The sequence below is a fragment of the Campylobacter canadensis genome (assembly GCF_013177655.1).
Lineage (GTDB): Bacteria > Campylobacterota > Campylobacteria > Campylobacterales > Campylobacteraceae > Campylobacter_E > Campylobacter_E canadensis.
Map to the genome: position 1 here is coordinate 658,474 of NZ_CP035946.1, position 25,129 is coordinate 683,602.

General features: G+C 28.3%; 22 protein-coding genes and 2 pseudogenes. 12 read left to right on the top strand and 12 right to left on the bottom strand.

All coding sequences use genetic code 11. The annotated features are described in order from the left end of the window. Positions 1 to 30: 30 nt before the first annotated feature. The 5 genes from CCANL266_RS03125 to CCANL266_RS03145 all read left to right on the top strand — a co-directional run bounded on the left by CCANL266_RS03125 (position 31) and on the right by CCANL266_RS03145 (position 7,133). A complete protein-coding gene (locus CCANL266_RS03125; protein WP_172231208.1) occupies positions 31 to 840 on the top strand; it encodes a flagellar hook-basal body protein in 810 nt (269 codons plus the stop codon). Between the two features lie 12 nt (positions 841 to 852). Further along, positions 853 to 1,641, top strand: coding sequence for a flagellar basal-body rod protein FlgG (gene flgG, locus CCANL266_RS03130; protein WP_172231211.1), 789 nt, complete (start codon positions 853 to 855; stop codon positions 1,639 to 1,641). Next, complete coding sequence (locus tag CCANL266_RS03135; RefSeq protein ID WP_172231214.1) at positions 1,641 to 2,048, top strand: hypothetical protein; 408 nt, start codon at positions 1,641 to 1,643, stop codon at positions 2,046 to 2,048. Before flgG ends, CCANL266_RS03135 begins: the two co-directional genes overlap by 1 nt. 121 nt (positions 2,049 to 2,169) lie before the next feature. Continuing rightward, entirely contained in the window at positions 2,170 to 3,471 is a 1,302-nt protein-coding gene (locus tag CCANL266_RS03140) for an NCS2 family permease (RefSeq protein ID WP_172231217.1), read from the top strand. A gap of 71 nt (positions 3,472 to 3,542) precedes the next feature. After that, positions 3,543 to 7,133 carry a hypothetical protein gene (locus CCANL266_RS03145; protein WP_172231220.1) on the top strand — a complete coding sequence of 1,197 codons (3,591 nt, stop codon included), beginning with the start codon at positions 3,543 to 3,545 and terminating at the stop codon, positions 7,131 to 7,133. 497 nt (positions 7,134 to 7,630) lie between these two features. Here the strand turns inward: CCANL266_RS03145 and CCANL266_RS03150 are convergent, their stop codons facing one another. Together CCANL266_RS03150 and CCANL266_RS03155 are read right to left on the bottom strand one after the other, a co-directional pair. Then, the gene (locus CCANL266_RS03150; protein ID WP_172231223.1) at positions 7,631 to 8,158 is read right to left on the bottom strand and encodes a shikimate kinase; all 528 of its coding nucleotides are present in this window, start codon (positions 8,156 to 8,158) and stop codon (positions 7,631 to 7,633) included. Next, a complete protein-coding gene (locus CCANL266_RS03155) occupies positions 8,155 to 9,480 on the bottom strand; it encodes a 3-deoxy-7-phosphoheptulonate synthase class II (RefSeq protein ID WP_172231228.1) in 1,326 nt (441 codons plus the stop codon). The genes CCANL266_RS03150 and CCANL266_RS03155 overlap by 4 nt, the downstream gene beginning before the upstream one ends. 80 nt (positions 9,481 to 9,560) lie before the next feature. On the opposite strand from CCANL266_RS03155, the gene rarD reads away from it, so the two are divergent. From rarD to recG, 7 genes are read left to right on the top strand one after another with little or no spacing between them, the layout of a single operon-like run. Continuing rightward, positions 9,561 to 10,415, top strand: a complete 855-nt coding sequence (gene rarD, locus CCANL266_RS03160) for an EamA family transporter RarD (protein WP_172231231.1) — start codon at positions 9,561 to 9,563, stop codon at positions 10,413 to 10,415. Continuing rightward, entirely contained in the window at positions 10,408 to 10,842 is a 435-nt protein-coding gene (locus tag CCANL266_RS03165) for a hypothetical protein (RefSeq protein ID WP_172231234.1), read from the top strand. The genes rarD and CCANL266_RS03165 overlap by 8 nt, the downstream gene beginning before the upstream one ends. Beyond that, positions 10,839 to 11,324: a hypothetical protein gene (locus CCANL266_RS03170; RefSeq protein ID WP_172231237.1), complete on the top strand. Its 486-nt coding sequence runs from the start codon at positions 10,839 to 10,841 to the stop codon at positions 11,322 to 11,324. The genes CCANL266_RS03165 and CCANL266_RS03170 overlap by 4 nt, the downstream gene beginning before the upstream one ends. Continuing rightward, positions 11,321 to 12,160: a fumarylacetoacetate hydrolase family protein gene (locus CCANL266_RS03175; protein WP_172231240.1), complete on the top strand. Its 840-nt coding sequence runs from the start codon at positions 11,321 to 11,323 to the stop codon at positions 12,158 to 12,160. The genes CCANL266_RS03170 and CCANL266_RS03175 overlap by 4 nt, the downstream gene beginning before the upstream one ends. Then, positions 12,141 to 13,295 carry a dehypoxanthine futalosine cyclase gene (locus CCANL266_RS03180; RefSeq protein ID WP_172231243.1) on the top strand — a complete coding sequence of 385 codons (1,155 nt, stop codon included), beginning with the start codon at positions 12,141 to 12,143 and terminating at the stop codon, positions 13,293 to 13,295. The genes CCANL266_RS03175 and CCANL266_RS03180 overlap by 20 nt, the downstream gene beginning before the upstream one ends. Then, positions 13,288 to 14,418: a M16 family metallopeptidase gene (locus CCANL266_RS03185; protein ID WP_172231246.1), complete on the top strand. Its 1,131-nt coding sequence runs from the start codon at positions 13,288 to 13,290 to the stop codon at positions 14,416 to 14,418. The genes CCANL266_RS03180 and CCANL266_RS03185 overlap by 8 nt, the downstream gene beginning before the upstream one ends. Next, entirely contained in the window at positions 14,411 to 16,192 is a 1,782-nt protein-coding gene (gene recG / locus CCANL266_RS03190; protein WP_172231249.1) for an ATP-dependent DNA helicase RecG, read from the top strand. Before CCANL266_RS03185 ends, recG begins: the two co-directional genes overlap by 8 nt. A 536-nt stretch (positions 16,193 to 16,728) precedes the next feature. Here the strand turns inward: recG and CCANL266_RS03195 are convergent. The 10 genes and pseudogenes from CCANL266_RS03195 to sucD all read right to left on the bottom strand — a co-directional run. Continuing rightward, positions 16,729 to 16,905, bottom strand: a pseudogene (locus CCANL266_RS03195) (BspA family leucine-rich repeat surface protein); the annotation flags it as partial. A gap of 368 nt (positions 16,906 to 17,273) precedes the next feature. Continuing rightward, positions 17,274 to 19,247 (bottom strand): DUF262 domain-containing protein, encoded by a 1,974-nt coding sequence (locus CCANL266_RS03200; RefSeq protein ID WP_172231255.1) that lies wholly within the window; start codon positions 19,245 to 19,247, stop codon positions 17,274 to 17,276. Next, positions 19,234 to 20,568, bottom strand: coding sequence for a DUF262 domain-containing protein (locus CCANL266_RS03205; RefSeq protein WP_172231258.1), 1,335 nt, complete (start codon positions 20,566 to 20,568; stop codon positions 19,234 to 19,236). Before CCANL266_RS03205 ends, CCANL266_RS03200 begins: the two co-directional genes overlap by 14 nt. A 2-nt stretch (positions 20,569 to 20,570) precedes the next feature. Further along, entirely contained in the window at positions 20,571 to 20,852 is a 282-nt protein-coding gene (locus tag CCANL266_RS03210; protein ID WP_172231261.1) for a hypothetical protein, read from the bottom strand. 86 nt (positions 20,853 to 20,938) lie between these two features. Then, a pseudogene (locus tag CCANL266_RS03215) lies at positions 20,939 to 21,157 on the bottom strand (DUF262 domain-containing protein); the annotation flags it as partial. Between the two features lie 201 nt (positions 21,158 to 21,358). Then, on the bottom strand, positions 21,359 to 21,913 hold the full coding sequence (locus tag CCANL266_RS03220; protein ID WP_172231264.1) for a 2-oxoglutarate:acceptor oxidoreductase subunit OorC: 555 nt from the start codon (positions 21,911 to 21,913) through the stop codon (positions 21,359 to 21,361). Beyond that, the gene (locus CCANL266_RS03225; protein WP_172231267.1) at positions 21,910 to 22,764 is read right to left on the bottom strand and encodes a 2-oxoglutarate ferredoxin oxidoreductase subunit beta; all 855 of its coding nucleotides are present in this window, start codon (positions 22,762 to 22,764) and stop codon (positions 21,910 to 21,912) included. Before CCANL266_RS03225 ends, CCANL266_RS03220 begins: the two co-directional genes overlap by 4 nt. 1 nt (position 22,765) lies before the next feature. Beyond that, on the bottom strand, positions 22,766 to 23,890 hold the full coding sequence (locus tag CCANL266_RS03230; RefSeq protein WP_172231270.1) for a 2-oxoglutarate synthase subunit alpha: 1,125 nt from the start codon (positions 23,888 to 23,890) through the stop codon (positions 22,766 to 22,768). 10 nt (positions 23,891 to 23,900) lie between these two features. Next, a complete protein-coding gene (locus CCANL266_RS03235; RefSeq protein ID WP_172231273.1) occupies positions 23,901 to 24,206 on the bottom strand; it encodes a 4Fe-4S binding protein in 306 nt (101 codons plus the stop codon). 49 nt (positions 24,207 to 24,255) lie between these two features. Continuing rightward, positions 24,256 to 25,125, bottom strand: coding sequence for a succinate--CoA ligase subunit alpha (gene sucD / locus CCANL266_RS03240; protein ID WP_172231276.1), 870 nt, complete (start codon positions 25,123 to 25,125; stop codon positions 24,256 to 24,258). Positions 25,126 to 25,129 lie beyond the last annotated feature (4 nt).

Sequence of the window (25,129 nt, forward strand, 5' to 3'; positions counted from 1 at the left end):
TTCTTATAAAATATTTTTTTAGGAAGTAAAATGCAAAATGGTTATTATCAAGCAACCGCAGGTATGGTTACACAGCTTAATCGTTTAAATGTAATTTCAAACAATTTAGCAAATTTAAATACAGCTGGTTTTAAAAGTGATGATGTTGTAATTGCTGATTATAAACGCTTATTTGAAGAGCATATGAAGCAAACTCCAATAAAAGATAACACAAAAGATGCAGCAAAATACATAAATCAAACCCTAACTCGTATGCCAAATATTGATATTACTTATTCTGATTTTTCACAAGGCGCTTTAAAATATACAAATAATTCATTAGATTTAGCATTACAAAAAAGTGATTTGTTTTTTATGGTTCAAGCTAGTGATGGCAGTGTGAAATTTACTAAAAATGGTTCTTTTTCTATTGATGATGAAGGTTTTTTAGTTACAAAAAACGGAGAAAGAATTTTATCAAATTCTTATTTTGATGACCCAGCAAATTCAGCAATTGCAATTGATGATAATGCCTTAATTACAGTTGATAGTAATGGAAATATTTATCAAGACGGACAATTAGCTAATTCTTTATTTATCGCAAAGGTAGATGATGTTAGAGCCTTAAGAAAGGTTGGAGATAATTTATATAAATTAGATGATTTAACCACAATGCAAAATACAAATGAATCAAATAGTGTAAGAAGCGGATATTTAGAAATGAGTAATGTAAATGCAGTTACTCAAATGAGTGAATTAATTGAAACTCATCGTTTAGTAGAAGCGTATCAAAAGGTTATGACATCTCATATGGATGATTTAAATCAAGAAGCAATTAATAAATTAGCAAGTACAAAATAATAGGAGTAAATAATGTTAAGAAGTCTTTATACAGCAGCAACAGGAATGATAGCACAGCAAACTCAAATAGATACAACATCTCATAATATTGCCAATGTTAATACAATGGGATATAAAAAAAATAGGGCAGAATTTGCTGATTTAATGTATCAAGTAATGGACTATGCAGGAACAAGCACAAGTACAACCACAAAAAGCCCAACAGGTATAGAAGTTGGTTTAGGTGCAAGACCAAATGCAATTACAAAAATATTTACTCAAGGTTATTTTAAAGAAACAGGCAATGATTTAGATATGGTTATTGCAGGTAATGGTTTTTTTCAAGTTCAGCTTCCTGATGGAACAACAGCTTATACTAGAAATGGAGCTTTTAAGCTAGATAGTGATGGGGCTATTGTAAATAGTGATGGATATAGGCTTTTACCAGAAATGAATGTACCAGAAGATGCGCTTAGTATTTCAGTTGGTGTTGATGGAACGGTAAGCGTTATTCAAGCAGGAAATACAGAAGCAACTCAAATAGGTCAAATTGAATTAGTAAATTTTATAAACCCTAGTGGCTTACACGCTTTAGGAGATAATAACTTTTTAGAAACAGGCTCAAGTGGAGCTCCTATTGCAGGAGTTGCAGGGCAAAATGGTTTAGGGCAAATTAAACAGCATTTTGTTGAGATGAGTAATGTTCAATTAGTTGAAGAAATGACAGATTTAATCACAGGTCAGCGTGCTTATGAGGCAAATTCAAAGGCGATTACAACAAGTGATGAAATGTTAAGCATTGTAAATGGGTTAAAACGCTAATGAAAAAAATTATATTTATTTTTAGCTCTTGCCTTGCTTTGATTATGATTGCAAGGTGTGCTTTAGCTTATGATTTAGATTATCCAGGAGATAGCATTCCACTTAGTGAGCAAGAAAATTGGAGCGACCCAACTGTACCTGATGATTTATTAGGCGTAAAACAAAGATTAGAAGAATTACAAAAACAACTAAATATTAATGAAGAAAATATGCAAAAAGCACCAATAGAGCAAAAAAAACAAAATAATTCTAATATTAATAATACAAATAAAAAGGGTGTTTTTGAAATTAATGTTTATGATGAAAAAGGCAGAGCTATAAAAGAAAATAAAGAAAAAAATCCTAAGCAAGAAAAAAAAGAAAAAGAAGAAAAACAAAATAAAGCTTTTGAAATAAAAATTTACTAGTTTAAATACTAGTAAATTTCATAAAATTAAATTATTAATTAATTTTTAATGTGAAGTTTAAATTCAATTTTTTTATTTATAATCCCTAATTTTTAAGCAAAAAATAAAAAAAAGGGAAAATATGCAAGAATTTTTTAAATTTAAAGAATTAAATACAAATTATAAAACAGAAATAATAGGTGGTCTTACAACCTTTGTTACTATGGCTTATGTTTTAGCAGTTGTGCCTAAAATGCTTACTAATGCTGGTTTTGATATACATACAGCCTTAGTTTTAGTTAGTATTAGCATAATTATTAGTACTCTTGCTATGGGTATTTTTACAAACCGTCCTTTTGCAATAGCGCCTGGTCTTGGGTCGGTTGCAGTTGCGGTATCTATGGTGAGCGAAAATTCTTTTAGTACTGGAGTTATGGCAGGGGCTATTTTTTTAAGTGGGATTATTTTTATGCTTGTAACTTTTTTAGGTTTAAGACAGCTTTTAATTAATGCAATTCCACCTGCTTTAAAATATGCAATAAGTGCTAGTGTTGGTTTATATATTGCTTTTATTGGCGCTAGAAGTGCTGGACTTATTGTAGCGGGCAAAAAATCTTTAGTTTGGGGAGATTTAGCGAGTAAGGGAGTGTTAGTTTGTGTTTTTGGTTTTATAATCTTACTTATTTTGCAAGCAAAAAAAGTGCCTGCAAGTATAATAATTAGCATTATTTTATCTACTATTTTATCTATTTTAATAGGTCATAGTCAAATGCCAAGTTCATTTTTTGCTTTACCGATGAATCCAATTAGTGCTATTTCACAAAGAATATCTGAATTTGATTTTTTAAATTCTTTATCTTTTAGCATTATTCCTTTTGTTATTGCACTTTTTATTCCTGATTTTTTTAGCACCTTTGGGACAATTTTAGGTGTTGGAACTAAGGCAGGATTTTTTGACAAAAATGCAAATATGCAAGGTATTGATAAATGTTTTAAAATTGATGCAAGTGCTACTGCTGCAGCTGGAGTTGTTGGGGTGCCTTGTTTATGTACTTATCTTGAAAGTAGTGCAGGGGTGGTTGCTGGGGCAAGAAGCGGCTTTTCAATGCTTGTTGTTAGTTTTTGTTTTTTACTTGCTATGTTTTTTACACCTTTAGCTATTATGGTGCCAAGTGCTGCTAGTGCACCTGCTATTATTTATATTGGCATTTGTATGTTTATGGGTATTAATAAGATAAATAATGATGATTTTACAGAGATGTTTCCTGTTTTTGTTTGCGTTGTTTTTACTATTCTTGCTAGTAATATTGCTAATGGAATTTGTGTTGCAATACCTGTTTATGTATTGCTTAAAATTGCTAAAAAAGATTTTTCTTTTTCACCACTTTTATATGTGATGTGTTTTATTAGTTTTATGTATTTTTATACATTGATAGCAAGATAAAATTAAAAAATAATTAATTTTACTTTAATTTTATTTTAAATATAATGTAGCATTTTAAAAAAAGGATAAGAATGAAGAAGGTTTTTTATTCAAAAATTGCTTTATTGTTTTTAAGCACTTATTTATATGCAGCAAGTTGTGTTAATGGAAATCCTGTTAAAGGCGGAACTGATGATTATTTATCAGGAACTTGTGCTTTTGGAGAATTTATAGATATTAAAGAAGTTGCAGGCTATAAAAATGGGCAGATTAATTTAATTTATGATGTTTCAGCTTGGAATTCTTCTAAGGCTATGAATAATGTTTGGGGTGGTATTATTCCTTATAATAATTTAGATATAAGAAATATTATAAAAGACAATAGAGAGTATGACGATATTTGGCTTAATAATAAAAAATATATACAAAAAGGTGGTATAGGATATATACAAACAAGCAACGATATAATTTCATCAGGTCTAATTGGTAAAAAATTAGCTATTGCTAATGATGAAGATATTTTATTTTCTTTAATTCCTTATAGGGATAGGTCACAGCCAAGAAATGAATTTCATTGTACAGGCGACAAGTCAAAAAAATGTATGATGGTGGATAAGTGGGACGTTTCAAATATTTATTATCAAACCGCTAAGGTTACTCCTGTTGTAGGAGTGATAGGAGAAACTGGTGGAATTGCAACAGCTTTTGGACTTTATCCTTATGCTTTAGAATTTAAAAATAAATGGGATTCTCCAACCAAAAGAGCCTATAAGTTAATAGATGCTATTCATGATAGTGCAATTAGTGTTTATGTGCAAACTTCTAGTGGTAGATATGTAAGTTTAAACAAAACACTAATAGATAATAATGGAAATACTATTTTACCTTATGATTACACAAACAATCATACTTATGATACCATTAGAATGCTTGATACTAGAAATAAGGTTGCGGATATTCCATACAATAATGCTTACTATTTTGGCTATATAAGAAATGAAGTAAATAGTGTTTCTCATCCACATGAAATTATTATCCCATCATTATTCGCACTTGAAAATTCGAGAACACTTTTAAATTATGGTGTTAGAACATTTAAAAAATGTAAGCAAAATTTACTTTATAAAATACAAATTCACTCAGCAAAAATAAATGGAAAATATGGACAATATAATATTTATAACGATGGACATGCACATGATAGTTTTAAAGCACAAACATTATATTTACCAACAAATTGTACTAATGGTGATAAATCAGATGGCAGTCCTACAGGTTGTGGTACTTATGAATTTGCTATTAATAGTGAATCAGAACCAGCAATCTTTTTCGTATTACAAGATGGTTCAAAAGATGCTGATGCAATTGATTGCTTATCAGCTCCAAATGTAAAAATAAACACAGCTTGGATAGATAATAACTCAACTGATAATTTTAAATTTGGCAAAGAAAACACATCAGCAGGTAAGGGTGTTTATACTATTTTAAATGGTGATACTACTTATGTTCGTTTAGATTTTTCTTCTTTAAACAATAATGATGAAACCAATGAGCTTGATAAGGTTTTAGACCCTAATGATACATTCAGTGAAAGAGAAGCAAGATATATTTCTATTGATGTTGGTAATATAAAAAGCAATCAAGAAATGCAAGAGCATTGTAAACGATATGGAATTTCTTGTGATAATAACACTACATATTTTACTTATTCTTATGCACAAGCACCAAATGGTACTTTAGCAAATTATGATTTAGGAGCTTATATTGGTGATGAAGAAATTGCTAAAGGTTTACACGGTTATACATATAAGGCGATGTGTGAGTATGTAAATAGAAAAAATAAAGGCAAAGATGGTTATACACCTTGTAACAGCGAACAACATTCAAATGAGATTTTTTATAAATATACAGATGCTACAATAAGATTTAATGCTTTAACTACAGCAGAAAGCGATTTAGCAAGAAGAGAATTTAAAATTAAATTTTATAGAGATATTAATAATCTTGCTGATGGTGGGAAGATAATTAAGCATATTCCAATTACTGTTAGACCAAAAAGTATGAATATAAAAGACATTCACTCTTGTGCTATTTTTACAAATTGTTTTCCAAACGAAAATATTGGCTCTCAAACAGAACAATTATCAAGCAATAATACAATTTATCATGATGGTGTGAGTTATGTTTTTGTAATCGGTGAATATAAATTAAAAGTCTTTGATAGCAAGGGTAATCCTTATTATTTTAACATAGCTCAAGGCTCAAAAAATGCTAATGCGATTTCTTATCCAAATAATACAAGAAATATTCCAGCAACAGGCCGTTCTCATAATTTAACTATCATTAATCCTTTTGCTACAACCAATGCTAATGTTATTGTTAAAGAAGAGCATATTAGAAAATTTTTAGATGAATTTAAAGCTAAAAATAATGAATTTAAAGATTATAAATATACTGATTCTTGCATTGATAATAACGAGTATGTAGATAAAATTACAGCAAATACAGCAATAGAGCATAAAATTTATTGTCAAACTCCGCTAGAAAGAGAAATAAGCCCAAAAATAACAGGTGTTACAAATAAATTTATTATTAAAGATAATATTGATAAAGATGCAAGAGCTAATGTATTTATTACAAGTAATCCTGAAGAATTTAAGTATAGAATTTATCCTCAAATACAAAGCTTAGCAGCAAATGATATTAATGTTTCAAGATATTTTCCAAAAGCATTAAATATTGAGTTAAAATTAAATTTTAACGATAGTGTTAAAGATGAGAATAAATTAAATTTAGATTTTGATAACGAAACTTTTATTGGAAACGAATATAGAGCATTTAGCACATCAAGCAAGGTAGAAAAAAATAATTTTTCTTTTAATGTAGAGCTTGATAGCGAAGCATTAAATCAAAATTATGATACAGCTTTAAAAGAAGCTAGTGATATTTGTAAAGATGACTGCACTACAAGTTGGTTAATAGATAAAACAACAAATAAAAAATATGCTCATATTGAAAAAAATAAAGCTATTACAGAAGAGCTTAGATATAACGCAAGATTGGCTCAAGCAAATGATAATGCAGTTGAAATTCCACTTGCATTAACTTATACAAAAAAGCAAAATGCGCTTAGGTTAGATTCGCTAGATTTTATAATTGATGAAACAAAGAATAATAATTCAAGTTTTACATCAACAAAAATTAAAGAAAACATTCCTGTTAATACTCTTTTTGTTAGCGCAGTTGCAATGTTTAAAGATAAAAAAGCTGATACAGGTGCAAAAAAAGCAAATATGAATACAAATGATGTGTGGTTGCATTATATTGATAAGGGCGGTATATTTAGACCTTTTGCCTACTTAAAGACTGATAATAAAAGTGATGATTGGAAAATAACTAAAGCAGAACTTGATAATAAAAAGCAGGTTGATTGCGATGATAATACGCCTTGTTATAGAATTTTAAATTCTAGTAATGAGGTTCCAGGACTTGAAGATAAAATTAAATATAGTTCAGATTATCAATCTAGTGTTAAATTATTAAAAGTTGGCGCAAAGGTTAGCGGCTTGGAGATTGAGCTAAATAACGATATGAAAAAATTACAATATGTAAAAGATACAATTCACTGCTATGGTGGTTTATTTAACTGCGATTCAAGATGGACTGTTGAATTTGTAAAATAAGTTTAGAGCATTAAAGCTTTAGGCTTATTTTTTAGCTTAAATATAAATTATATTTAAGCTAATTTATTTATTCTTAACTTTAAAAGTAAAATAATAATTCATTCTTTATTGTTTAACTAAACAAAGATTTTTTGTAACTTAAAGCCAATTTATAAATCAAATTTATATTTTTGTGTATTTTATTAGTGTATTTATTCTTAAGAATAATAGTGTTTTTTAAATCTTTAATTTTGATTATTTAAATTCTTGCATTTGTTTTAAAACCTATCATTTATAATCTTTAAAAGGTTAAATTAATTTCTATTTTAAAAATATTTTTTTAAGTAAATTAAGTTTTTTTACTGTAAAAAGATAAAAATTTAAAACTAGCAAATCGTTGTAAATTAGAAGAAAGGATTTATATTAGCTATTGTATAAAGACAAATAATTTTATTTAAGTATGTAAAAATGAAGTTATTTTAAATGTACTTTATAAATAAAGCACATTTAAATATATCTTATTTATTTTTTAGCAAATCAATACTTATTTTTGTATTATGCAAATTAAGATTTAAGAAAAATTCGCATATTTTTGCAAATTCTTTAAATTTTAACTTTGAATTATCAATTTTAATATCAGCGTTTTTTTCATATAAAGCTAATCTTTTATTATAAAGTTTTTTTGCTTTGTCATCAAAAAGTGGTCTTTTGCCATTATTTTTTACTCTTTTTTTAATTATAAAAAATGGCAAGTAAATATAAACTACAAAGCCCATTGTTTTTATATTTTCTAAGTTAGCAAAGCCACCACCACAAGAAATAATCAAATTGTTTTTTAAGCTTAATTCATCTTTTAACTCACATTCAAGTTTTCTAAAATATTCTTCTCCATAAGTTGCAAAGATATCTTTAATACTCATTTGCATTCTTTCTTCAATCAAAATATCAGTATCAACAAGTTGTCTTTTAAAAATCTTTGCTAATTTTCTAGCTATTGTGCTTTTACCACAACCCATAAAACCTATTAAAACTATATTTTTATTCATTTTTCATTCATTAATTCAGCTATTAAGAATGCTAATTCTAAAGCTTGGTCAGCATTTAATCTTGGGTCGCATTGAGTTTCATAGCGTTTTTGTAAATCAGTACTTTTAATATTTACACTACCGCCAAGACATTCAGTAACATTTTGTCCTGTCATTTCAAAATGCACCCCACCTGGAATGATATTATTTACTTTTGCAATATGCCAAAAGCTTTTTACTTCTTGTAAAATATCATCAAATTTTCTTGTTTTGTACCCATCAATGCTTTGTGTATTACCGTGCATTGGGTCTATGCTATAAACTAGATTTAAGCCTTCTTTTGATAAATCTTTTAAGATATGTTCTAAATTAGAAATTTTATTTGCGCCCATTCTAAAGATTATATTTAATCTTCCTGCTTCATTGTTTGGATTTAACACTTCGCATAATTTTAAAATATCACTAGAATTTGCATTTGCACCAATTTTTACTCCAATAGGATTGCAAACCCTGCTTAGCATTTGCACATGAGCATCATTTACATTTCTTGTTCTTTCTCCAATCCAAAGCATATGAGCGCTGCAGTTGTAATAATTATCGCTTAAACTATCCTTTCTTGTAAGAGCTGTTTCATAAGGCAATAATAAAGCTTCGTGGCTTGTATAAATTTTAGTTTCGTGTAATCTTGAATCATTTTTAGAACTAATGCCATAACTTTCAAAAAATTTAATAGCTTCATTTACTTTATGGCATAAACTTTCATATTTGCTATCAATATCATCTCTTCTAACAAAACCAAGATTTAATTTGTTAATTAAAGCTAAATCAGCAAGACCGCCAACACTAAAGGCTCTTAAAAGATTAAGCGTTGCTGCACTTTGCAAATAAGCTTTTAGCATTCTTTTTGCATCAGCCTTTCTTGCAAAGTCGTTAAATTCACAGGAATTTATAATATCTCCACGATAGCTAGGTAATTTTATATTATTTTTTTCTTCATAATCGCTTGAGCGAGGTTTTGCAAATTGCCCTGCCATTCTTGCAATTTTTACAACTTGCTTTCCACTGCCAAAACTTAAAACAAGTGCCATTTGTAAAAATAGCTTAAACATATCTCTTATATTATTTGCGTTAAAATCATTAAAGCTTTCAGCACAATCTCCACCTTGTAATAAAAAAGCTTCGCCTTTGCAAACTTTAGCTAAATCTTTTTTAAGTTCATTTGCTTCCATTGCAAAAATTAGTGGTGGATATGAGCTTAATTCTTTTATAACTTCTTGTAATTCTTCTTTGTTTTCATATTCTGGCTGTTGCGCAGCATTGTACTTAGTATAATCAAAAAACATTTTCACTCCTTTTTTAGTTGAATAATAATAATAAAATACTAATATTCGTTATAAAAATTTATTTTTTAAAGGTTTTTAAAGTGCATATTTTATTAGCTGCTTTTGTTTTTGCTTTTTGGGGCTTAGTGCCTATTTATTACAAACAACTTTCTTTGGTAAGTGCTGAGGTGGTTATGGCGCATCGTATTATTTGGTCTGTTGTTTTGCTTGGAATTTTTTTATTTACAATTAAAAAATTAAGCCTAGCTTTAAAAGAACTAAAATCATTTAAAATGATGTTTATTTTATTTATATGCGGAGCTTTAATTAGTGCTGATTGGGGACTTTATATTTATATGATAGAATCTAATTTAATCTTAGAAACATCGCTAGGATATTTTATAGCACCTTTAATTGGTATTGTATTTTCAAGAATTTTTTTAAAAGAAAAGATGAGTTTTTTAGCTTGTATTAGTGTTTTATTAGTAGCAATAGCTTGTTTTATTGAAATTCTTTATTTTAAAAAGCTTCCTATTTTATCGGTAACTTTAGCCTTGTTAGTTAATTTTTATACTTTAATTAGAAAAAAAGTTTTTGTTAGTGCTATTTATGGATTTTTTTTAGAAACATTATTAATTTGTCCTTTTGCTATTGCATTTTTATTGTTTTTACCTAGTGCTAATAGACATTTTTCTTTTGATTATACTTTTATTTTACTTATTTTAAGTGGTTTGGTAACGCTGCTGCCTATGTTAGGATTTAATTATGCTACAAATAAATTAAAATTATCTTTACTTTCTTATTTGCAATATATTTGCCCGATAATTTCTTTTTTAGTTGCTATTTTTATATACAATGAAAGTTTAGAATTTCATAAAATAATTTCATTTTCAATAATATTAATAGCTGTTGTGCTAAGTATAATTGATAGTTTAAGGGGTAAAAATAATGAATAGTGAAACTACTTTTTACATATTTGCTACAATAGTTGTAGTTTTGATATTTTTTAATATTTTAAAAAAAGTTTTTGCCGAGCTTGATAGAGCAAATTCTTTTAAGACGCAAGATAATGTTGAAGACAAAAATTCTACCTTAACTAGGCTAGAAGTAATAGCAAAGCAAAATGAGCAAGCCTTAGGCTTTGTAAATGAATTAAAAGAATTATTTAATTTTTACATACAAGAATTTAATAATAAAGAAAAAGCTAATGCTTTATTTAGTGTTTTATGTACATTTGAAAACAAAGACAGTGCAGAAATAACTGAAAAACTAGGCGAACTTTTAGAAGAATTTGAAGAAGAAATAAGAAAGAATTTAAGTGAAGAAAAAGCAATTGAATTTAAAGAAAAAGCATATCAAAAATATCAGGAATATTTTCAATGAGAGAATTTTTAATTAATAAATTATTTAAGTTTTCAAATGAGCCAATTAAATTTTTAGATTTAATTGAAGCAAATGCCTTATTTAATGAAGGAATGTTAATTGACCCTGCAAAATTACATTTTAAGTTTAAGAATTTTAATACTTATTTTATTTATTTTTGCCTTTGTTTTTGCGTTTTAATGCCGCTTTTAGCTTTAAGTCATTTTATTTTTGAAAAGATTGATTTTCATATTAGCATTTTATCTAGTGTGTTTGTAACTTCTGCTGTGTTCATTTGTTTTGATATTTTTAAAATAAATATAAGAAAAGTCGCATCAAAAAGACAAATTCTTTGTGCTTGGAAAATACATTTTGCTTATTTTGAATACGAAAAATATAATTTAAAAGTAAATGAGATTTATTCAAAAGCAAAACAGCTTCAAATTCCAAACTCAAAATTAGAGCAATTTATTTTAGAAAATCTTGTAAAGGAGAGTGTATGAAAATAATTAGATTTATGCACGAAAATAAGTGTTTTTATGGAAAATTAAATGAAGATTTAAGCATTGATAGGATTTTAATTAATGATTATTTAGAGCTTTTTTCAGATTTTAAGTGCGAAAAAACTAAGTTTAGTTTAAATGATGTTAAGCTTTTAAGCCCTATTGATGCACCTAAACAAGATGTAATTTGCTTAGGAATTAATTATTTAGAACACGCAAAAGAAAGTTATAAATTCAAAGGCATTGATTTTGATGGGCAAAGGCAAGATGCGGTGTATTTTGCAAAAAGAGTAAATGAATTTAAAAATCCTAATGATGAATTAGTATTAAATGGACTTAAGCTTGATTATGAATGTGAATTAGCTTTGATTTTAAAAAAAGATGCTTATAAAATTAGTGCTAATTTTGATGATTATATTTTTGGTTATACGATTTTAAATGATGTTAGCGAAAGAGCTATTCAAAATAAACACAAACAATGGTATATGGGAAAAAGCTTAGAAAATTCTTGCCCTTTTGGACCTTTTATAAATACAGATTTAACTATAAAACAAGCAAGTAATTTAGAAATTAAATGTTATGTAAATGATGAATTAAGGCAAAATTCAAATACAAATTTATTAATTTTTGATATTGAATATATCTTAAAAGAATTAAGCTCATACACAAAATTAAAAGCAGGAACGATAATTAGTACAGGAACTCCAAGCGGAGTTGCAATGGGCTTTACTCCGCCAAAATTCTTAAAATCACAAGATAAGATTGAATGCAAAATAGAGAATTTAGGTTCTTTAATTAATTATATAAAGGTAGAAAATGAATGCAGCATTAATTAGTAAAAAAATTAATACAAATTACATAAAAGACGCTTTTAGTGTTCATAAAGATTGGCAAAATCCTTACGCACCTAAAGGGCTTTTAAAACGCATTAGCAAAGAACAAGCATTAGATTTATTAAAAAATGAAAGCTTAGCAAAATTAGGAGAACTTGCCTTTGAAGCTAAATTAAAACTACACCCAGAAAAAATTACAAGCTTTGTTGTTGATAGAAATATAAATTACACTAATGTTTGCTTAGTTGATTGTAAATTTTGTGCTTTTTACCGCCATGCAAAAGATAGTGATTCTTATGTTTTAAGCTTTGAAGAAATAGGAAAAAAAATAGAAGAATTAATAGCAATAGGCGGAACTCAGATATTATTTCAAGGTGGAGTGCATCCTAAACTTGATATTACTTGGTATGAAGAATTACTTAGTTATATTAGCACTAATTATCCAAGTATTACAATTCATGGTTTTAGCGCAGTAGAGATTTATTACATTGCTAAAATTAGTAAAATTAGCACTCAAGAAGTTTTGCAAAGAATGAGTGCAAAGGGGCTTTATTCTATTCCAGGAGCTGGTGCTGAAATATTAAGCGATAGGGTAAGAGATATAGTTGCACCAAGTAAATGTGATAGCAAAACTTGGATAGATATTCATAGACAAGCACATAATTTAGGCTTACTTTCATCGGCTACAATGATGTTTGGACATATTGAAAGTGATGAAGAAATTATTGAGCATTTAGATTTATTAAGAAAGTTACAAGATGAAACAGGCGGATTTAGAGCCTTCATTTTATGGAGCTTTCAAGGAAAAAATACAAAATTAAAAGAGCAAAGACCAGATATCTTACACGCATCAAGTAATAGATATTTAAGATTATTAGCTATTGCAAGATTGTATCTTGATAACTTTGCAAATATTCAAAGCTCTTGGGTTACTCAAGGCTCTTATGTAGGGCAATTAGCATTAAAATTTGGAGCAAATGACCTTGGTTCAACAATGATGGAAGAAAATGTAGTTGCTGCTGCAGGAGCAAAGTTTAGAATGAATGAAGAGCAAATGATACATTTAATAAAAGACATAGGCGAAAAAGCAGTAAAAAGAGATACAGCTTACAATATTTTGGAAGAATTTTATGAGTAATTTTTATTATTTAGAAAATAAGCAAAATGATTTATGTTATATTAGTTTAAATTATGCTTTAGCAGGTAGAATTTATGCAAATGAAAATGCTATTTATGCTCAATATTTATACAATGAAGGCTTAAGCGATAGTTTTTTAAAAAAGTTACAAATTAGGGCTATTGAAATGTATGCTGATATTGGCTTTTTTGACTTTGGTATTAATATGCTTTGTTTAAAAAAGGAGCTTGATTATGCCTTAAAAGCGTTAGAAGAAAGTTTAAATAATTTAAATTATGATAATTTAGATTTAGTTGCTTTTAAAATAAAATCAGATTTTGCCTTAGAAAACGATAATAATAATTCATTATCAGCTATGAATTTAATGCAAAATTATTTTAAAAATGGTTTTAAAAATGGTTATTTTGCTGATTATCAAAATTATAAGCTAAATGATATAAAAAATTATTTTGATAGTTTAAAAACTAAGCCTTTAAGAATAGTAGCTAGTGCGAATTTAAATGCAGTGCAAGAAGAAAAATTAAAGAATTTAAGTAAAGAAATTAGTTTTGATTATGAAAAATTAGAAATTAATGCAAGTTTTGATTATGGCTTAAATAAGGATATTTCTCAAAGTTTTATTACCTTTGTTTGCCCTTTAATAATGCATACTTTAAAAGACAGTGCTTGTGCTAAGATTTTAAGTTTTATTTTAGGCGGTGGTTTTGGCTCTTTACTTATGGAAGAAATTAGAGTAAAAAAAGGTCTAGCCTATAGTGTTTATGCGCATACTCTTTCTTATAAAAACAACCATACTTTAAAAGGTGCAGTTCAAACAAAAAATGAGAGTAAAGAAGAAGTAAAAAAAATAATTTTAGATATCTTAAATAATAATGAATTAATTACAAAAGAGCATTTTTTAAAAGCCAAAGAATATATTATTGGAAGCGAAGTTTTACAGTATCAAACAATAGCAAAACGCCATACAATAGCACAAAGTGAGATTTTTTCAAATAAAAAGCTTTCATACAACAAAGAGCTTTTAGAATGTATTAAAAATACTGATTTTGATGATTTTAAAGAAAATATTAAAAAACAAGATTTAAGTAAAGTTTGTTTTTTTACAGTTGGTAAAAATGGATGAAATATTAGCTCAGCTATCTTGTAAAAATATTGTTGATTTAGCACTTTTAATGCCTAAAAGGATTGAGAATTTAAATTTCGCATCAACATATACTTTAAATGCAAATAATTGTGCCTTAGTTGAGATTTTAGAGCAAAAATTTGCCTTTAATAAACTTTATTGCAATTGTTATTGTAAAAACTGGGATTTACCATGCCAAATAACTATTTTTAACGCAAAACCCTTTCACAAGGCATTATTTGCAAAAGGCAAGGAAGTTATTGTTTATTCAAAGGTAAGTGAATATGCAGGAATAGCCCAATTTATAAATCCAAAAATTTTAAAAAATAGCGGAAATATTAATTTTATTTACTCAATTAAGGGCGTAAAAGATGAGGTAATTACAAAGGCAAAAAAAGAATTTATAAATGAAAATATCTTAAAAGAATATAAAATTCCAAAAAGATATATTGATATTTTACTTGCTATGTGTGATGAAGAAAGTGCTTTAAAATATTTTGAAAGTGAAGAATTAAAACATTGTTTAAAATATGTAGAATTGCTTGTTCATTTGCAAGAATTAAGCAAGGTTTATCAAAATAAAAATTTAAATGAGAAAATCAAAACTCAAAATATTGATTCTTGGATAAAAACTTTACCATTTAAACCAACTAACGACCAAATAAATGCAATAAATGATATAAAGCAAGACCTAGCAAAAACAAGCACAAAAACAAGAATAGTAATGGGCGATGTTGGTTCTGGAAAAAGTTTAGTAATGTTTGCAGCAGCTTTAATGTGCTATCCAAAAAAAGTTTTACTTATGGCTCCAACTTCAATACTAGCTACTCAACTTTACAATGAGGCTAAAAGGTTATTGCCAGGTTATGTAAAAATTATGCTTTTGCAAAAAAGCCCCAGTAAAAGTATGATAAAACAAGCATTGGAGTGTAATTTTATTATAGGAACTCATTCTTTGCTTTATCAAGATTTTGATGATATTGCCCTTGTTATGGTTGATGAGCAACAAAGATTTAGCACAAAACAAAGAGAAAAATTAAGTAAGGCAAATTATGAAAATATTCAACCGCATTACATTGAATTTAGTGCAACTCCTATTCCAAGAACAACAGCTTTAATTCATAAAAATATCTTTTCTTATTCTTTTATAAAACAAATGCCTTTTAAAAAAGACATTCAAACAATCTTAATGAATGTAAAAGATAGTAATAATTTATTTTTACATATGGATGAAGAGATTAAAAAAAATAATCAAATAATTATAGTCTATCCACTTATTGAAGAAAGCAAAAATAGTATTTATAAACCACTTGAGAGCGTGCAAGAATTTTATATTAATAGATTTAGCAATGTTTATTCAACGCACGGAAAAGATAAAAATAAAGAAGAAATTATGAAAGAATTTTCTCAAAATGGCTCTGTGCTGCTTAGTACAACTATAGTTGAGGTTGGTATTTCTTTACCAAGACTTAGCATTATTGTAATAGTTGCACCTGAAAGATACGGGCTTTCAACCCTGCACCAGTTAAGGGGTAGGATAGGAAGAAATGGGGTTAAATCATATTGTTACTTACTTAGCAAAAATGAATTTTCTAATAGGCTTTGTGAATTTGCTAATACTCTTGATGGTTTTGAGATTGCACAAATTGATTTAAAAAATAGAAAAAGCGGAGATTTAATAGAAGGGCAAAATCAACACGGAGAACAGTTTAAGTATTTTGATGAATATAGCGATAGAGCGATAATTGAAGAAGTTTTAGCTAATAAATTATAATAAAAAAATATAAAAATATGCAGCTTTAATAATATTTATAAAGGTGATTATAAAAAATAAAAAAATTTTTATAAGGAGTAATAAGTATACGGGTTTTATATATTATAAAAGGAGACTAAAAATAAAAAATCAAGCTTCGTTGTAACATTTTTTAGTAATGATTTAGAAAGCTTTGCATATTTAAGTATAAAAACACTAATTATTAATGCTACAAGGATAATTCCTATACCTTATAAAAAATCAAGTGAATTATTTTTTTCATATTCATTATGAATTAGAATTATTTATAATGGCTTAAAAAATCTTGGTTTTAAACTATTTATGAGCTAAAACATACAAAAATAAATTCTAGAATTTATTTTTGTAATTTTAAAGGCATAATTAATCTATAAAAGCAATTAAAAAGATTTATTATCTATATTTGTCATAAAATCAGTATAAAATTTAGGTAGCTTTTCTAAACTATTACAATTTTTAACATTGAAGTTATTGCTAAAACACTACTAGCATCAGAATCTAACTCTTGATTAAACTTTTCACACCCTGAAAACATAGTTTGCATTAATTACATTTTTTATATCAAAATTGCAAGTTTTATTAAATTTCTTGCAAGCTCTAAACATAAACGATATATCAACAACATTAGAAGTATCAAAACTAAGACTTTCATTAAAATCTTTACAATCCATAAACATACTACTCATACTAACAACATTTTTTGTATTCTATTCATTTATATCCTTATAATCTTTCTACATACCATAAAAAAGCATATTCATATTTTTTATAAAGTAGTATCAATGTCGCCTAGATGAATACTCTTGCCAACTACAAGCTATTTTAACTCGGCTTTTGTAGTTGGTTTATATTTTTTCATCTTTTATCCTTGAAATTTTTTGTAGTTATATCATAAGCAGGTGCCTGAACTTGTCCATATAAAAATATTTTGAAAAATATTTGGAATTTATATCCGTAATTTCGTTTTCAATTTGCTCTTGGAATTTTTACTTTCATTCTCGTAAAATTATCTAAATTAGATTAAAAATACACGAAATAAATTCTATCTCGTGTATTTTTAGCATTAGTTATTTTTTACTTGCTCTTGTGAATTAAAAAAAGAATCTTTTAAGACTCCTAACATTGCATTTTGGTGTTTTTCAATTTGGGTTTTTTGCCAAATTTTGTTATTTAAGATGTTGCCTTTATCATCTTTTTGATATTCTTCATTTTTATATATATCTAAAAGTTTTAAGCTAATTACTAAGCCTTTTTTTAAGTAACTATCAAATTGTGATTGTTTCTCATTAAACGGCTTATTGCTAAATCCTGAATTTTCTCCATCAGTTATCAAAACTAGATTTCCAAAATTATCCAACACTTCTTGATTTTCTTCTTGCTTAGCCAAACCACTTACATCATTTTGCGCTAAAACATGTTCAACTGAATTAACATACCTAAAACGATATTTTTCAATATCATCTTTATGTTTTTTCTTAAAATTTTCATCAGTTAATAAGTAATATTCCAAGCGATAAAACCAATAATGTAGGGTATTTGTGCCTTTGTTTAAAAAATTAAAGCAATTATCTTTTAATTCATAGTTTTTATTTTCATTTTTAAAATTATCTGTAATATCTAATAATGAGTTTGTGCTATCCTCTTCCAATGATTTATAAGCCAAAGCTGTATCAAGATTTTTTAGATAATTTTTAAGTTCTTCTGCTTTATTTTGCAATGTTCCTAAATAAGTTTTACTTTCTAAAATTCGTTTTTTACAAAATTCTAAATAGTGCGTTAAAAAGTGGTGGTAGTTGGTGTTATCTCCACGCCTTGCTACTCTTAGATAGTTTTGGATTAGTTTTAATTCAGTAGTATTATCAACTTCATGCCAATCATCGTTTTTGTTACTATTCTTACTAAATCTATTCCATAACTTATACACATTTTCATCATCATCAGCTTTTCTTTTTATCACAAAGGTATCAAAGATTATTCTATATTCTTTTAAAGCTTCTATGATTTTTTTTACTTGTTCTGCGTTCAAATTATCATTTAATTTATCCCAAGTATTTTCAAGGAATTTATCTTTTTTTATTGATATTTGTGTTCCTTCTTTGAAAATTTTTTCAGACGATTTTGATAAAATCTTAAAAACATGTAAAATAAAAGTTGGAAAATCAATAATACTCTCAAACTCGGCTCGTTCTTTTTTCTTATCTTCTTTTTTACTTATTTTATGCCCTTGAATTATTTTTTCAATTTTTTGGCTCTCACCTATCATGTTGTTGTTCTCACTATTATTTACAAAACCAAAATCTGAAAAATAATTCATCTGCGAACATTCATCAAATATCCTAGCGTATTCTGTAACTTCGCTTTTATCATTATCGCTTATTAGCTTTAATAACCTTGCCTTTAAAATATCTGTGCCATTAAGCTGAACGCCTGTATTATTCATCCTTACGAAATATTTATTTAGCTCTACTTGATCGCCTAAAATCACTAGATTGAACCTAACATTAGTAAAGATAAAATTGCAAAAACTTTTTAGCTCATTATCTTCAAAATACTCATCAAAATAATCAAAAGCTAATTTGATATTTGTATTTGTTCTGTCAAAATCATAATTCCAAATGGCATTTTCATCATCTTCTCTAATAGGCATACGGATTCTGCATTTATGGTTATTAGAGTTTTTATCCTCACTATTTACAAAAGCAAATTTATAAGCTTTTTCAAATTCTCCTTTTGCTTCTTGCATTTTGTTATTTTTAAAGCACATATACACACATAAGAAAAATATCGTGCTAAGTCTTTGTTGCCCATCTACAAGCTCAAAATTATCTTCGTTGTTAGCCACTACAACATTTCCTATAAAATGAGTTTTGCTATTATCATTTATACAATTCTTAAAATCATCTAAAAGAATTTTTATCTGTTCTTTATCCCAAGTATAAAGCCTTTGATAAGGTGGAATTATAAATATTTTATTAAATTCACTCTCTAAAATATCGCCCAATTTACAAATCTGTGAAATTGTTTTAATTTGCTCCATTTTGTTCTCCTAAAAAATGACCTAAAATTCCGTATTTTTTAAATTCTTCATTTAAATAATCTTTACATAGCTCTTTATAGTCTCCACGCTTTCCACCATCGATTGGATTTTTTGCAATCTCAATTTGCTCATACAAATAACATTCCCTAGCTATTTCATCTAATATCTCGTAAATTCTGCTCTCATAATTATTTAAAAATATAGTTTTTATGATTTTTTCACTACTACCCATAGTGCTTTCCCATCGCACACTTTGATAGGTAAGTCTATTTGCATAAATAATCCTTGTAGCAAATCTCATCATCTTATCAAAATTACCACTCTTAAACCTATCCATAAATACCACCATACACATACATAAGGCTTTTTGTAAATACCCTGTCCCATCTAAATGATTTAGCTTTTGATAAAAATCTGTTTGCCTTATAATTTTCAGTATTTCATAAAATTTTCTAAAATAATCAAAAAACTCAACCCCATTTGCAAAATCGCTAATAATTCCATAATCACACGAACTTTGTCCTAATAAATTCTCTTTACAAAACTCATCAAATATCAAATCATCACTCCGCCATTTAGTTCTTTCGTGCTCTTGTTTTATGATTTTTCTAGTAAAATTTAGTATTTTATTTAAAAAATCATTAATATTGTATTTATCGGCATTTATAACGCTCTCAAAATATCTAGCATTAGCATTTTGCAAATCTTTATGACGCTCTTGCATGGCTTGTAAATGAAAGGCTTTTATAAGGTCATAATTTTCTATCTTTTTGCCTTTTGAGTTAGTGTTATCAAAAAAGATAAAAGCATCATCGGCATTTGTTGTAGCTACTATTATAAATTGAGTTTTTTCTAGCTTTTCTAAAAATTTACTAGCCTTATCTTCATTGCTCAGATAGTTTTTAATATACTCGTAATTAGTCTTGATATTATCTTGAGAAATTTTATGAAAAAAGCTTACATCTTTTAAATAGTTATTATATTTTTCTAAAAGTTCTTTTAAATTATTATGGTTGTTTAAAGAAGCCATTAAAATAAGCTTAATTGTAGTTAGTCTTTGCTGTCCGTCTATTACTTCATAAATTGTTTTGCCATCATCTGCTTTATTTTCAGTTTTATGCAAAATAATAGAGCCTAACAAGGCTCCATCTTTAGTATTTTCAATATCTTTTAAAAGCATTCTTGTTTGCTTTATCTCCCATACATAAGGGCGTTGATAATCAGGTATGCTAAGCTCTAATTCACTCGCTAAAGCACTAAAACTTGCGACATTAGAACTTACTGGATTTTCATCACTTAAATCAAATTTAATCTCATTCATCTTTACTCCTTACTAATCGCTATTATCTTTAAACCACTTTTAGGATTATAATGGGTATTGTAATACATTTTATCATCTTGCAACCTTTCTTGGAATTCTAAGAGTTCAAACATTCCCAAATCATCGTTATGTATGATATGTAATATCGTTTGGGTGCTAAAGCCTTGTATCTCATCAAAACTCTTATATATCCTAACCTTTCCACCATCTTTACATACCTTACAAATCTCATCTAAAAGGCTTATGATTTCATTTGTTGGTTGGCATTCTTCTTCAATAGTCATTTCATCTTTTATGCTTTCTACTAGCTCTCGTGCAGTATTGTAACCTATGCCTAATTTTTTATATATACACTATACTAGATATTTGCTTATAAAGTACTTTTGCTTTTTCTATCATTACTTTTAGCTCTAGTTTCATAGCTTATACTATAAGTTTTTTTAACCTCTAAAACCTTAGCCAAGATATAAAATGTAGTTAGCCTTTGTCGTGCATCTAACACTTCGTATTTATTATCGCCCTTATTTGCTAATATGATAGGTTGCATATAATAACAATTGCTACCTTTTAAGCTTTTGCTAAAAAACTCACTTAAATCATCTAGCGATGTCTTAGCCTCAAGCTCTTTTCATCTATGTCCACGCTGATAGTTTGGGATATAAAAGTTATATTTGTTTTTTAAAAGTCTTTTATAATTTTTTAATTTGCTTATTTTTTCTTTTAATTATTTTGAGAATTTTATTTGTATTTTTTAAATATAAAAAAGCTCCGCAAAAGCAGAGCTTTAATTTTACTCGCCTAGTGCCTTTTTAGCATAAGCAATGCCTAAATCATAAGCTTTAGCATTTGCATCACGAGTTTTTGCAGGAACATGGCTTAACATAACTTCTTTTACATCATTAACATCCATACATTTACTCATATAAACAGCAATTGCAAGTGCTACAACTGATTGAGTAGCAACATTACCAACTTCATCTTTAGCAATACTAATAATAGGTATTTCAAAGATACGATATTTTTTATAATCTTCTTCACTAGGTGTTACAAGATTTGGTTCAACAACAATTATACCGCCATCGCACACCCCATCTTTAAAACCTTTATAACCTTTTTGTGCAGTTGAAAGCATAAAGCTAATTTCACCTTCAACCGCATAAGGAAATAAAATTTCGCTATCATCTAAAATAATATCAACCTTAGTTGGACCACCACGCACTTGTGAGGTATAAGTAGAAGCTTTTATAGCATAACCGCCTTTTTCAATCCAAGCAGCAGCTAAAATTTCTCCAGCGGTAATTACGCCTTGTCCGCCTTCTCCACCAAATCTTAATTGATGTTTCATTTTACACCTCCTAAAGATTGTAAATTTACCATTCTATTTTCTTGTGCTGCACGGCGAACTTCTTCGTAAGCTTTGCAGTATTCTGGCTTTGTTTTATCTTCGTGTAAAATTCCAAGCGGGAATTTATCTTGCTTTTCTTCATCGCTAAGTGTTTCAAATTTTGCTTTATCAACTACTCTATTTTGAATCCATTCTAGAGTTTGAACAGCTTCTCCCATTTTGTTTTTTCTACCTAGATTAATATGACAATTGCTAAAGCAATCAACAAAAGCATAACCTTCATGCTGCATAGCCTTATAAATCATATTTTCTAATTTTACTGCATCAATTACATTTCCTCTAGCTATAAATGTAGCTCCAGCACCTTTTATTAACTCACAAGCGTCAAAATTTGGGTCAATATTTCCATATTGTGCTGTTACTGTATAAAAACCTTTTGGAGTTGTTGGCGAAGTTTGTGAATTTGTAAGACCATAAATAAAGTTATTAATCATAATATGAGTTAAATCAATATTGCGTCTTGCAGCGTGTATAAAATGGTTTCCGCCAATTGCAGTTGTATCGCCATCTCCAGTTACAACTATTACATGTTTTGTAGGATTTGCTAATTTTACACCAGTTGCATAAGCTAAAGCACGACCGTGAGTTGTATGAACTGTATTGCAATTTACATAAGAACTCATTCTACCACTACAGCCAATACCGCTAATTAAACATACATCATCCATATTCCAACCCATTTTTGCAATAGCACGGATAATACATTTTAATACAACACCATCACCACATCCCCAGCACCATTGAGTAGGCATTTTATCTACTCTTAGATATTCATCATAATTAAAAGCCATCTTAAAAATTCTCCTTTACTTTAGCTACTAACTCACTTGGAGTTATTGGTCTTCCGTTAGCTCTGTGTAAGCTAGCAAAATCATCTCTTTTACTTACTCTTTGAATTTCTTCTAAATATTGTCCCATATTTAATTCACTTACTAATACTTTTTTAAATTTAGCACATACTTCTTTTATCTTAGTTTCATTTACAGGATATAAAGTTATTGGTCTAAATAAGCCTACTTTAATACCTTCATTTCTAAGTCTAGAAATTGCTTCTTTAGCAGCACGAGAAACGCTACCATAAGCAATAATGCAAATATCAGCATCATCAAGCATATATTCTTCATATAAAGATATTTCATCTACTTTATTTTTTATTTTTCCAATTAAACGACGCATATTATAATCAACTATTTTACCATCTTCAGTAGGAAAGCCAATATCTCCATGATGAAGTCCAGTTATGTGATATCTATAACCTTTAAAGAATGGATTTAATGTCGCAGGTTCGTTTATATCAGCTTTGTAAGGTTTATAATCTTTAGCATCTCCTGTAAATTCACGACGAGGTTCTATTTTTAAATCTTTTATTTCAGGTAAAACAGCCTTACCATTCATATGCCCAACAGTTTCATCCATTAATAAAAACACAGGAGTTGAATATTTATTAGCATAATTAAAAGCAGTAACTGTTAAATTATAACTTTCTTCAAGACTTGCAGGGGCAATAGCAATACTTGCCATATCTCCATGTGAAGGGCTTTTTGCTTGAAATAAATCACCTTGTGCTACACGAGTTGGAAGACCAGTTGAAGGACCACCTCTCATAACATTTACAATAACAAGTGGAATTTCTGCAATGTATCCTAAACCAATTTGTTCTGCCTTTAGTGAAATTCCAGGACCACTACTTGCAGTCATTGCCTTTGCACCACTCATTGCAGCACCAAGTGCAACACTAATACCGCTTATTTCATCTTCCATTTGAATAAAAGTTCCACCAGCCTTTGGTAATAGATGGCTTAACTCGTGAGCTATCTCACTACTAGGTGTAATAGGATAACCACCAAAAAATGTACAGCCACAATCAACTGCAGCCTGTGCTATTAGCATATTTCCTGTTGATATTACTTCTCTCATCGCAAATCCTTTAATTTATTTTTTGAAAATTATTAGCTTTAATTTTTTGTGCTAAAGCTTTAGATTCTTCGCTTAATTTAGCAAACTTAAATTCTTTTGGATTTGCCACAAAAATAGCAAAATCAGGGCAATGTAATTCACAATCTCTACAACCAATGCAATATTCAGGATGAATTACTTCTATCATTTTTCCTAGCACTGCATGCGGCTCATCACGCATTGCAATAGCACCACTTGGGCAGTAACTTACGCATAAATTACAGGCCTTACATCTTTTCTCATCTACCCAAACTCCAACATCTGTTCTCATTTGCATTTTGTTTTCCTTTCTTTAAATTTAGGCTTTTATAAACCTAAATTTGTGTTTATTTAAGTAATTTTTTAATTTCGTTTCCAATATCAGCTGGAGAATCTACAACATAAATTCCATAGCTTTTTAAAGCTTCTTTTTTAGCTGCAGCACTCTCATCAGCACTTCCAACGATAGCACCTGCATGTCCCATTCTTTTGCCTTTAGGAGCGGTTGCACCAGCAATAAATGCCACAACAGGTTTTTTAATATTTTCTTTAATAAATTTAGCCGCTTCTACTTCTAAACTACCGCCAATTTCTCCTATCATTACGATAGCTTTTGTGTCATTGTCTTTTTCAAATTCTGCTAATAATTCTTTATAAGCAAGACCGATAATAGGGTCTCCACCAATACCAACAGCAGTGGTAATTCCATACCCTGCTAAAACAACTTGATTTGCTGCTTCATAAGTTAAAGTACCGCTTTTTGAAATTACTCCTACATTACCTTTTTTAAAGATAAAACCAGGCATAATTCCTAATTTACATTCTTCGGCTGTAATAATTCCAGGGCAGTTTGGACCAATAATTTTCATACCTTTTTTATTTGCATATTGCTTAGCAAACATCATATCTTTTACAGGAGTATGCTCTGTGATTACAACTGCAAGTTTAATCCCTGCATCAGCAGCTTCAATGATACTATCTCCAACTGCAAAAGGTGGAACAAAAATCAAACTCGTATCAGCACCAATTTTATTAACTGCATCTTTTACAGTATCAAATACAGGTCTATCAAGATGGGTTGTACCACCTTTAAAAGGAGTAACACCGCCAACTATATTTGTGCCATAAGCAATACATTGTTCAGCGTGAAAAGTCGCTTCTTTACCTGTAAAACCTTGAACTATTACTTTTGTATTTTTATTTACTAATATACTCATCGCT

Bases quoted from the DNA above. Each gene is read 5' to 3' on its own strand.
- CCANL266_RS03125 (WP_172231208.1), top strand. From the start codon at position 31: ATGCAAAATGGTTATTATCAAGCAACCGCAGGTATGGTTACACAGCTT.
- flgG (WP_172231211.1), top strand. From the start codon at position 853: ATGTTAAGAAGTCTTTATACAGCAGCAACAGGAATGATAGCACAGCAA.
- CCANL266_RS03135 (WP_172231214.1), top strand. From the start codon at position 1,641: ATGAAAAAAATTATATTTATTTTTAGCTCTTGCCTTGCTTTGATTATG.
- CCANL266_RS03140 (WP_172231217.1), top strand. From the start codon at position 2,170: ATGCAAGAATTTTTTAAATTTAAAGAATTAAATACAAATTATAAAACA.
- CCANL266_RS03145 (WP_172231220.1), top strand. From the start codon at position 3,543: ATGAAGAAGGTTTTTTATTCAAAAATTGCTTTATTGTTTTTAAGCACT.
- CCANL266_RS03150 (WP_172231223.1), bottom strand. From the start codon at position 8,158: ATGAATAAAAATATAGTTTTAATAGGTTTTATGGGTTGTGGTAAAAGC.
- CCANL266_RS03155 (WP_172231228.1), bottom strand. From the start codon at position 9,480: ATGTTTTTTGATTATACTAAGTACAATGCTGCGCAACAGCCAGAATAT.
- CCANL266_RS03165 (WP_172231234.1), top strand. From the start codon at position 10,408: ATGAATAGTGAAACTACTTTTTACATATTTGCTACAATAGTTGTAGTT.
- CCANL266_RS03170 (WP_172231237.1), top strand. From the start codon at position 10,839: ATGAGAGAATTTTTAATTAATAAATTATTTAAGTTTTCAAATGAGCCA.
- CCANL266_RS03175 (WP_172231240.1), top strand. From the start codon at position 11,321: ATGAAAATAATTAGATTTATGCACGAAAATAAGTGTTTTTATGGAAAA.
- CCANL266_RS03180 (WP_172231243.1), top strand. From the start codon at position 12,141: ATGAATGCAGCATTAATTAGTAAAAAAATTAATACAAATTACATAAAA.
- CCANL266_RS03185 (WP_172231246.1), top strand. From the start codon at position 13,288: ATGAGTAATTTTTATTATTTAGAAAATAAGCAAAATGATTTATGTTAT.
- recG (WP_172231249.1), top strand. From the start codon at position 14,411: ATGGATGAAATATTAGCTCAGCTATCTTGTAAAAATATTGTTGATTTA.
- CCANL266_RS03200 (WP_172231255.1), bottom strand. From the start codon at position 19,247: ATGGAGCAAATTAAAACAATTTCACAGATTTGTAAATTGGGCGATATT.
- CCANL266_RS03205 (WP_172231258.1), bottom strand. From the start codon at position 20,568: ATGAATGAGATTAAATTTGATTTAAGTGATGAAAATCCAGTAAGTTCT.
- CCANL266_RS03210 (WP_172231261.1), bottom strand. From the start codon at position 20,852: ATGACTATTGAAGAAGAATGCCAACCAACAAATGAAATCATAAGCCTT.
- CCANL266_RS03220 (WP_172231264.1), bottom strand. From the start codon at position 21,913: ATGAAACATCAATTAAGATTTGGTGGAGAAGGCGGACAAGGCGTAATT.
- CCANL266_RS03225 (WP_172231267.1), bottom strand. From the start codon at position 22,764: ATGGCTTTTAATTATGATGAATATCTAAGAGTAGATAAAATGCCTACT.
- CCANL266_RS03230 (WP_172231270.1), bottom strand. From the start codon at position 23,890: ATGAGAGAAGTAATATCAACAGGAAATATGCTAATAGCACAGGCTGCA.
- CCANL266_RS03235 (WP_172231273.1), bottom strand. From the start codon at position 24,206: ATGCAAATGAGAACAGATGTTGGAGTTTGGGTAGATGAGAAAAGATGT.
- sucD (WP_172231276.1), bottom strand. From the start codon at position 25,125: ATGAGTATATTAGTAAATAAAAATACAAAAGTAATAGTTCAAGGTTTT.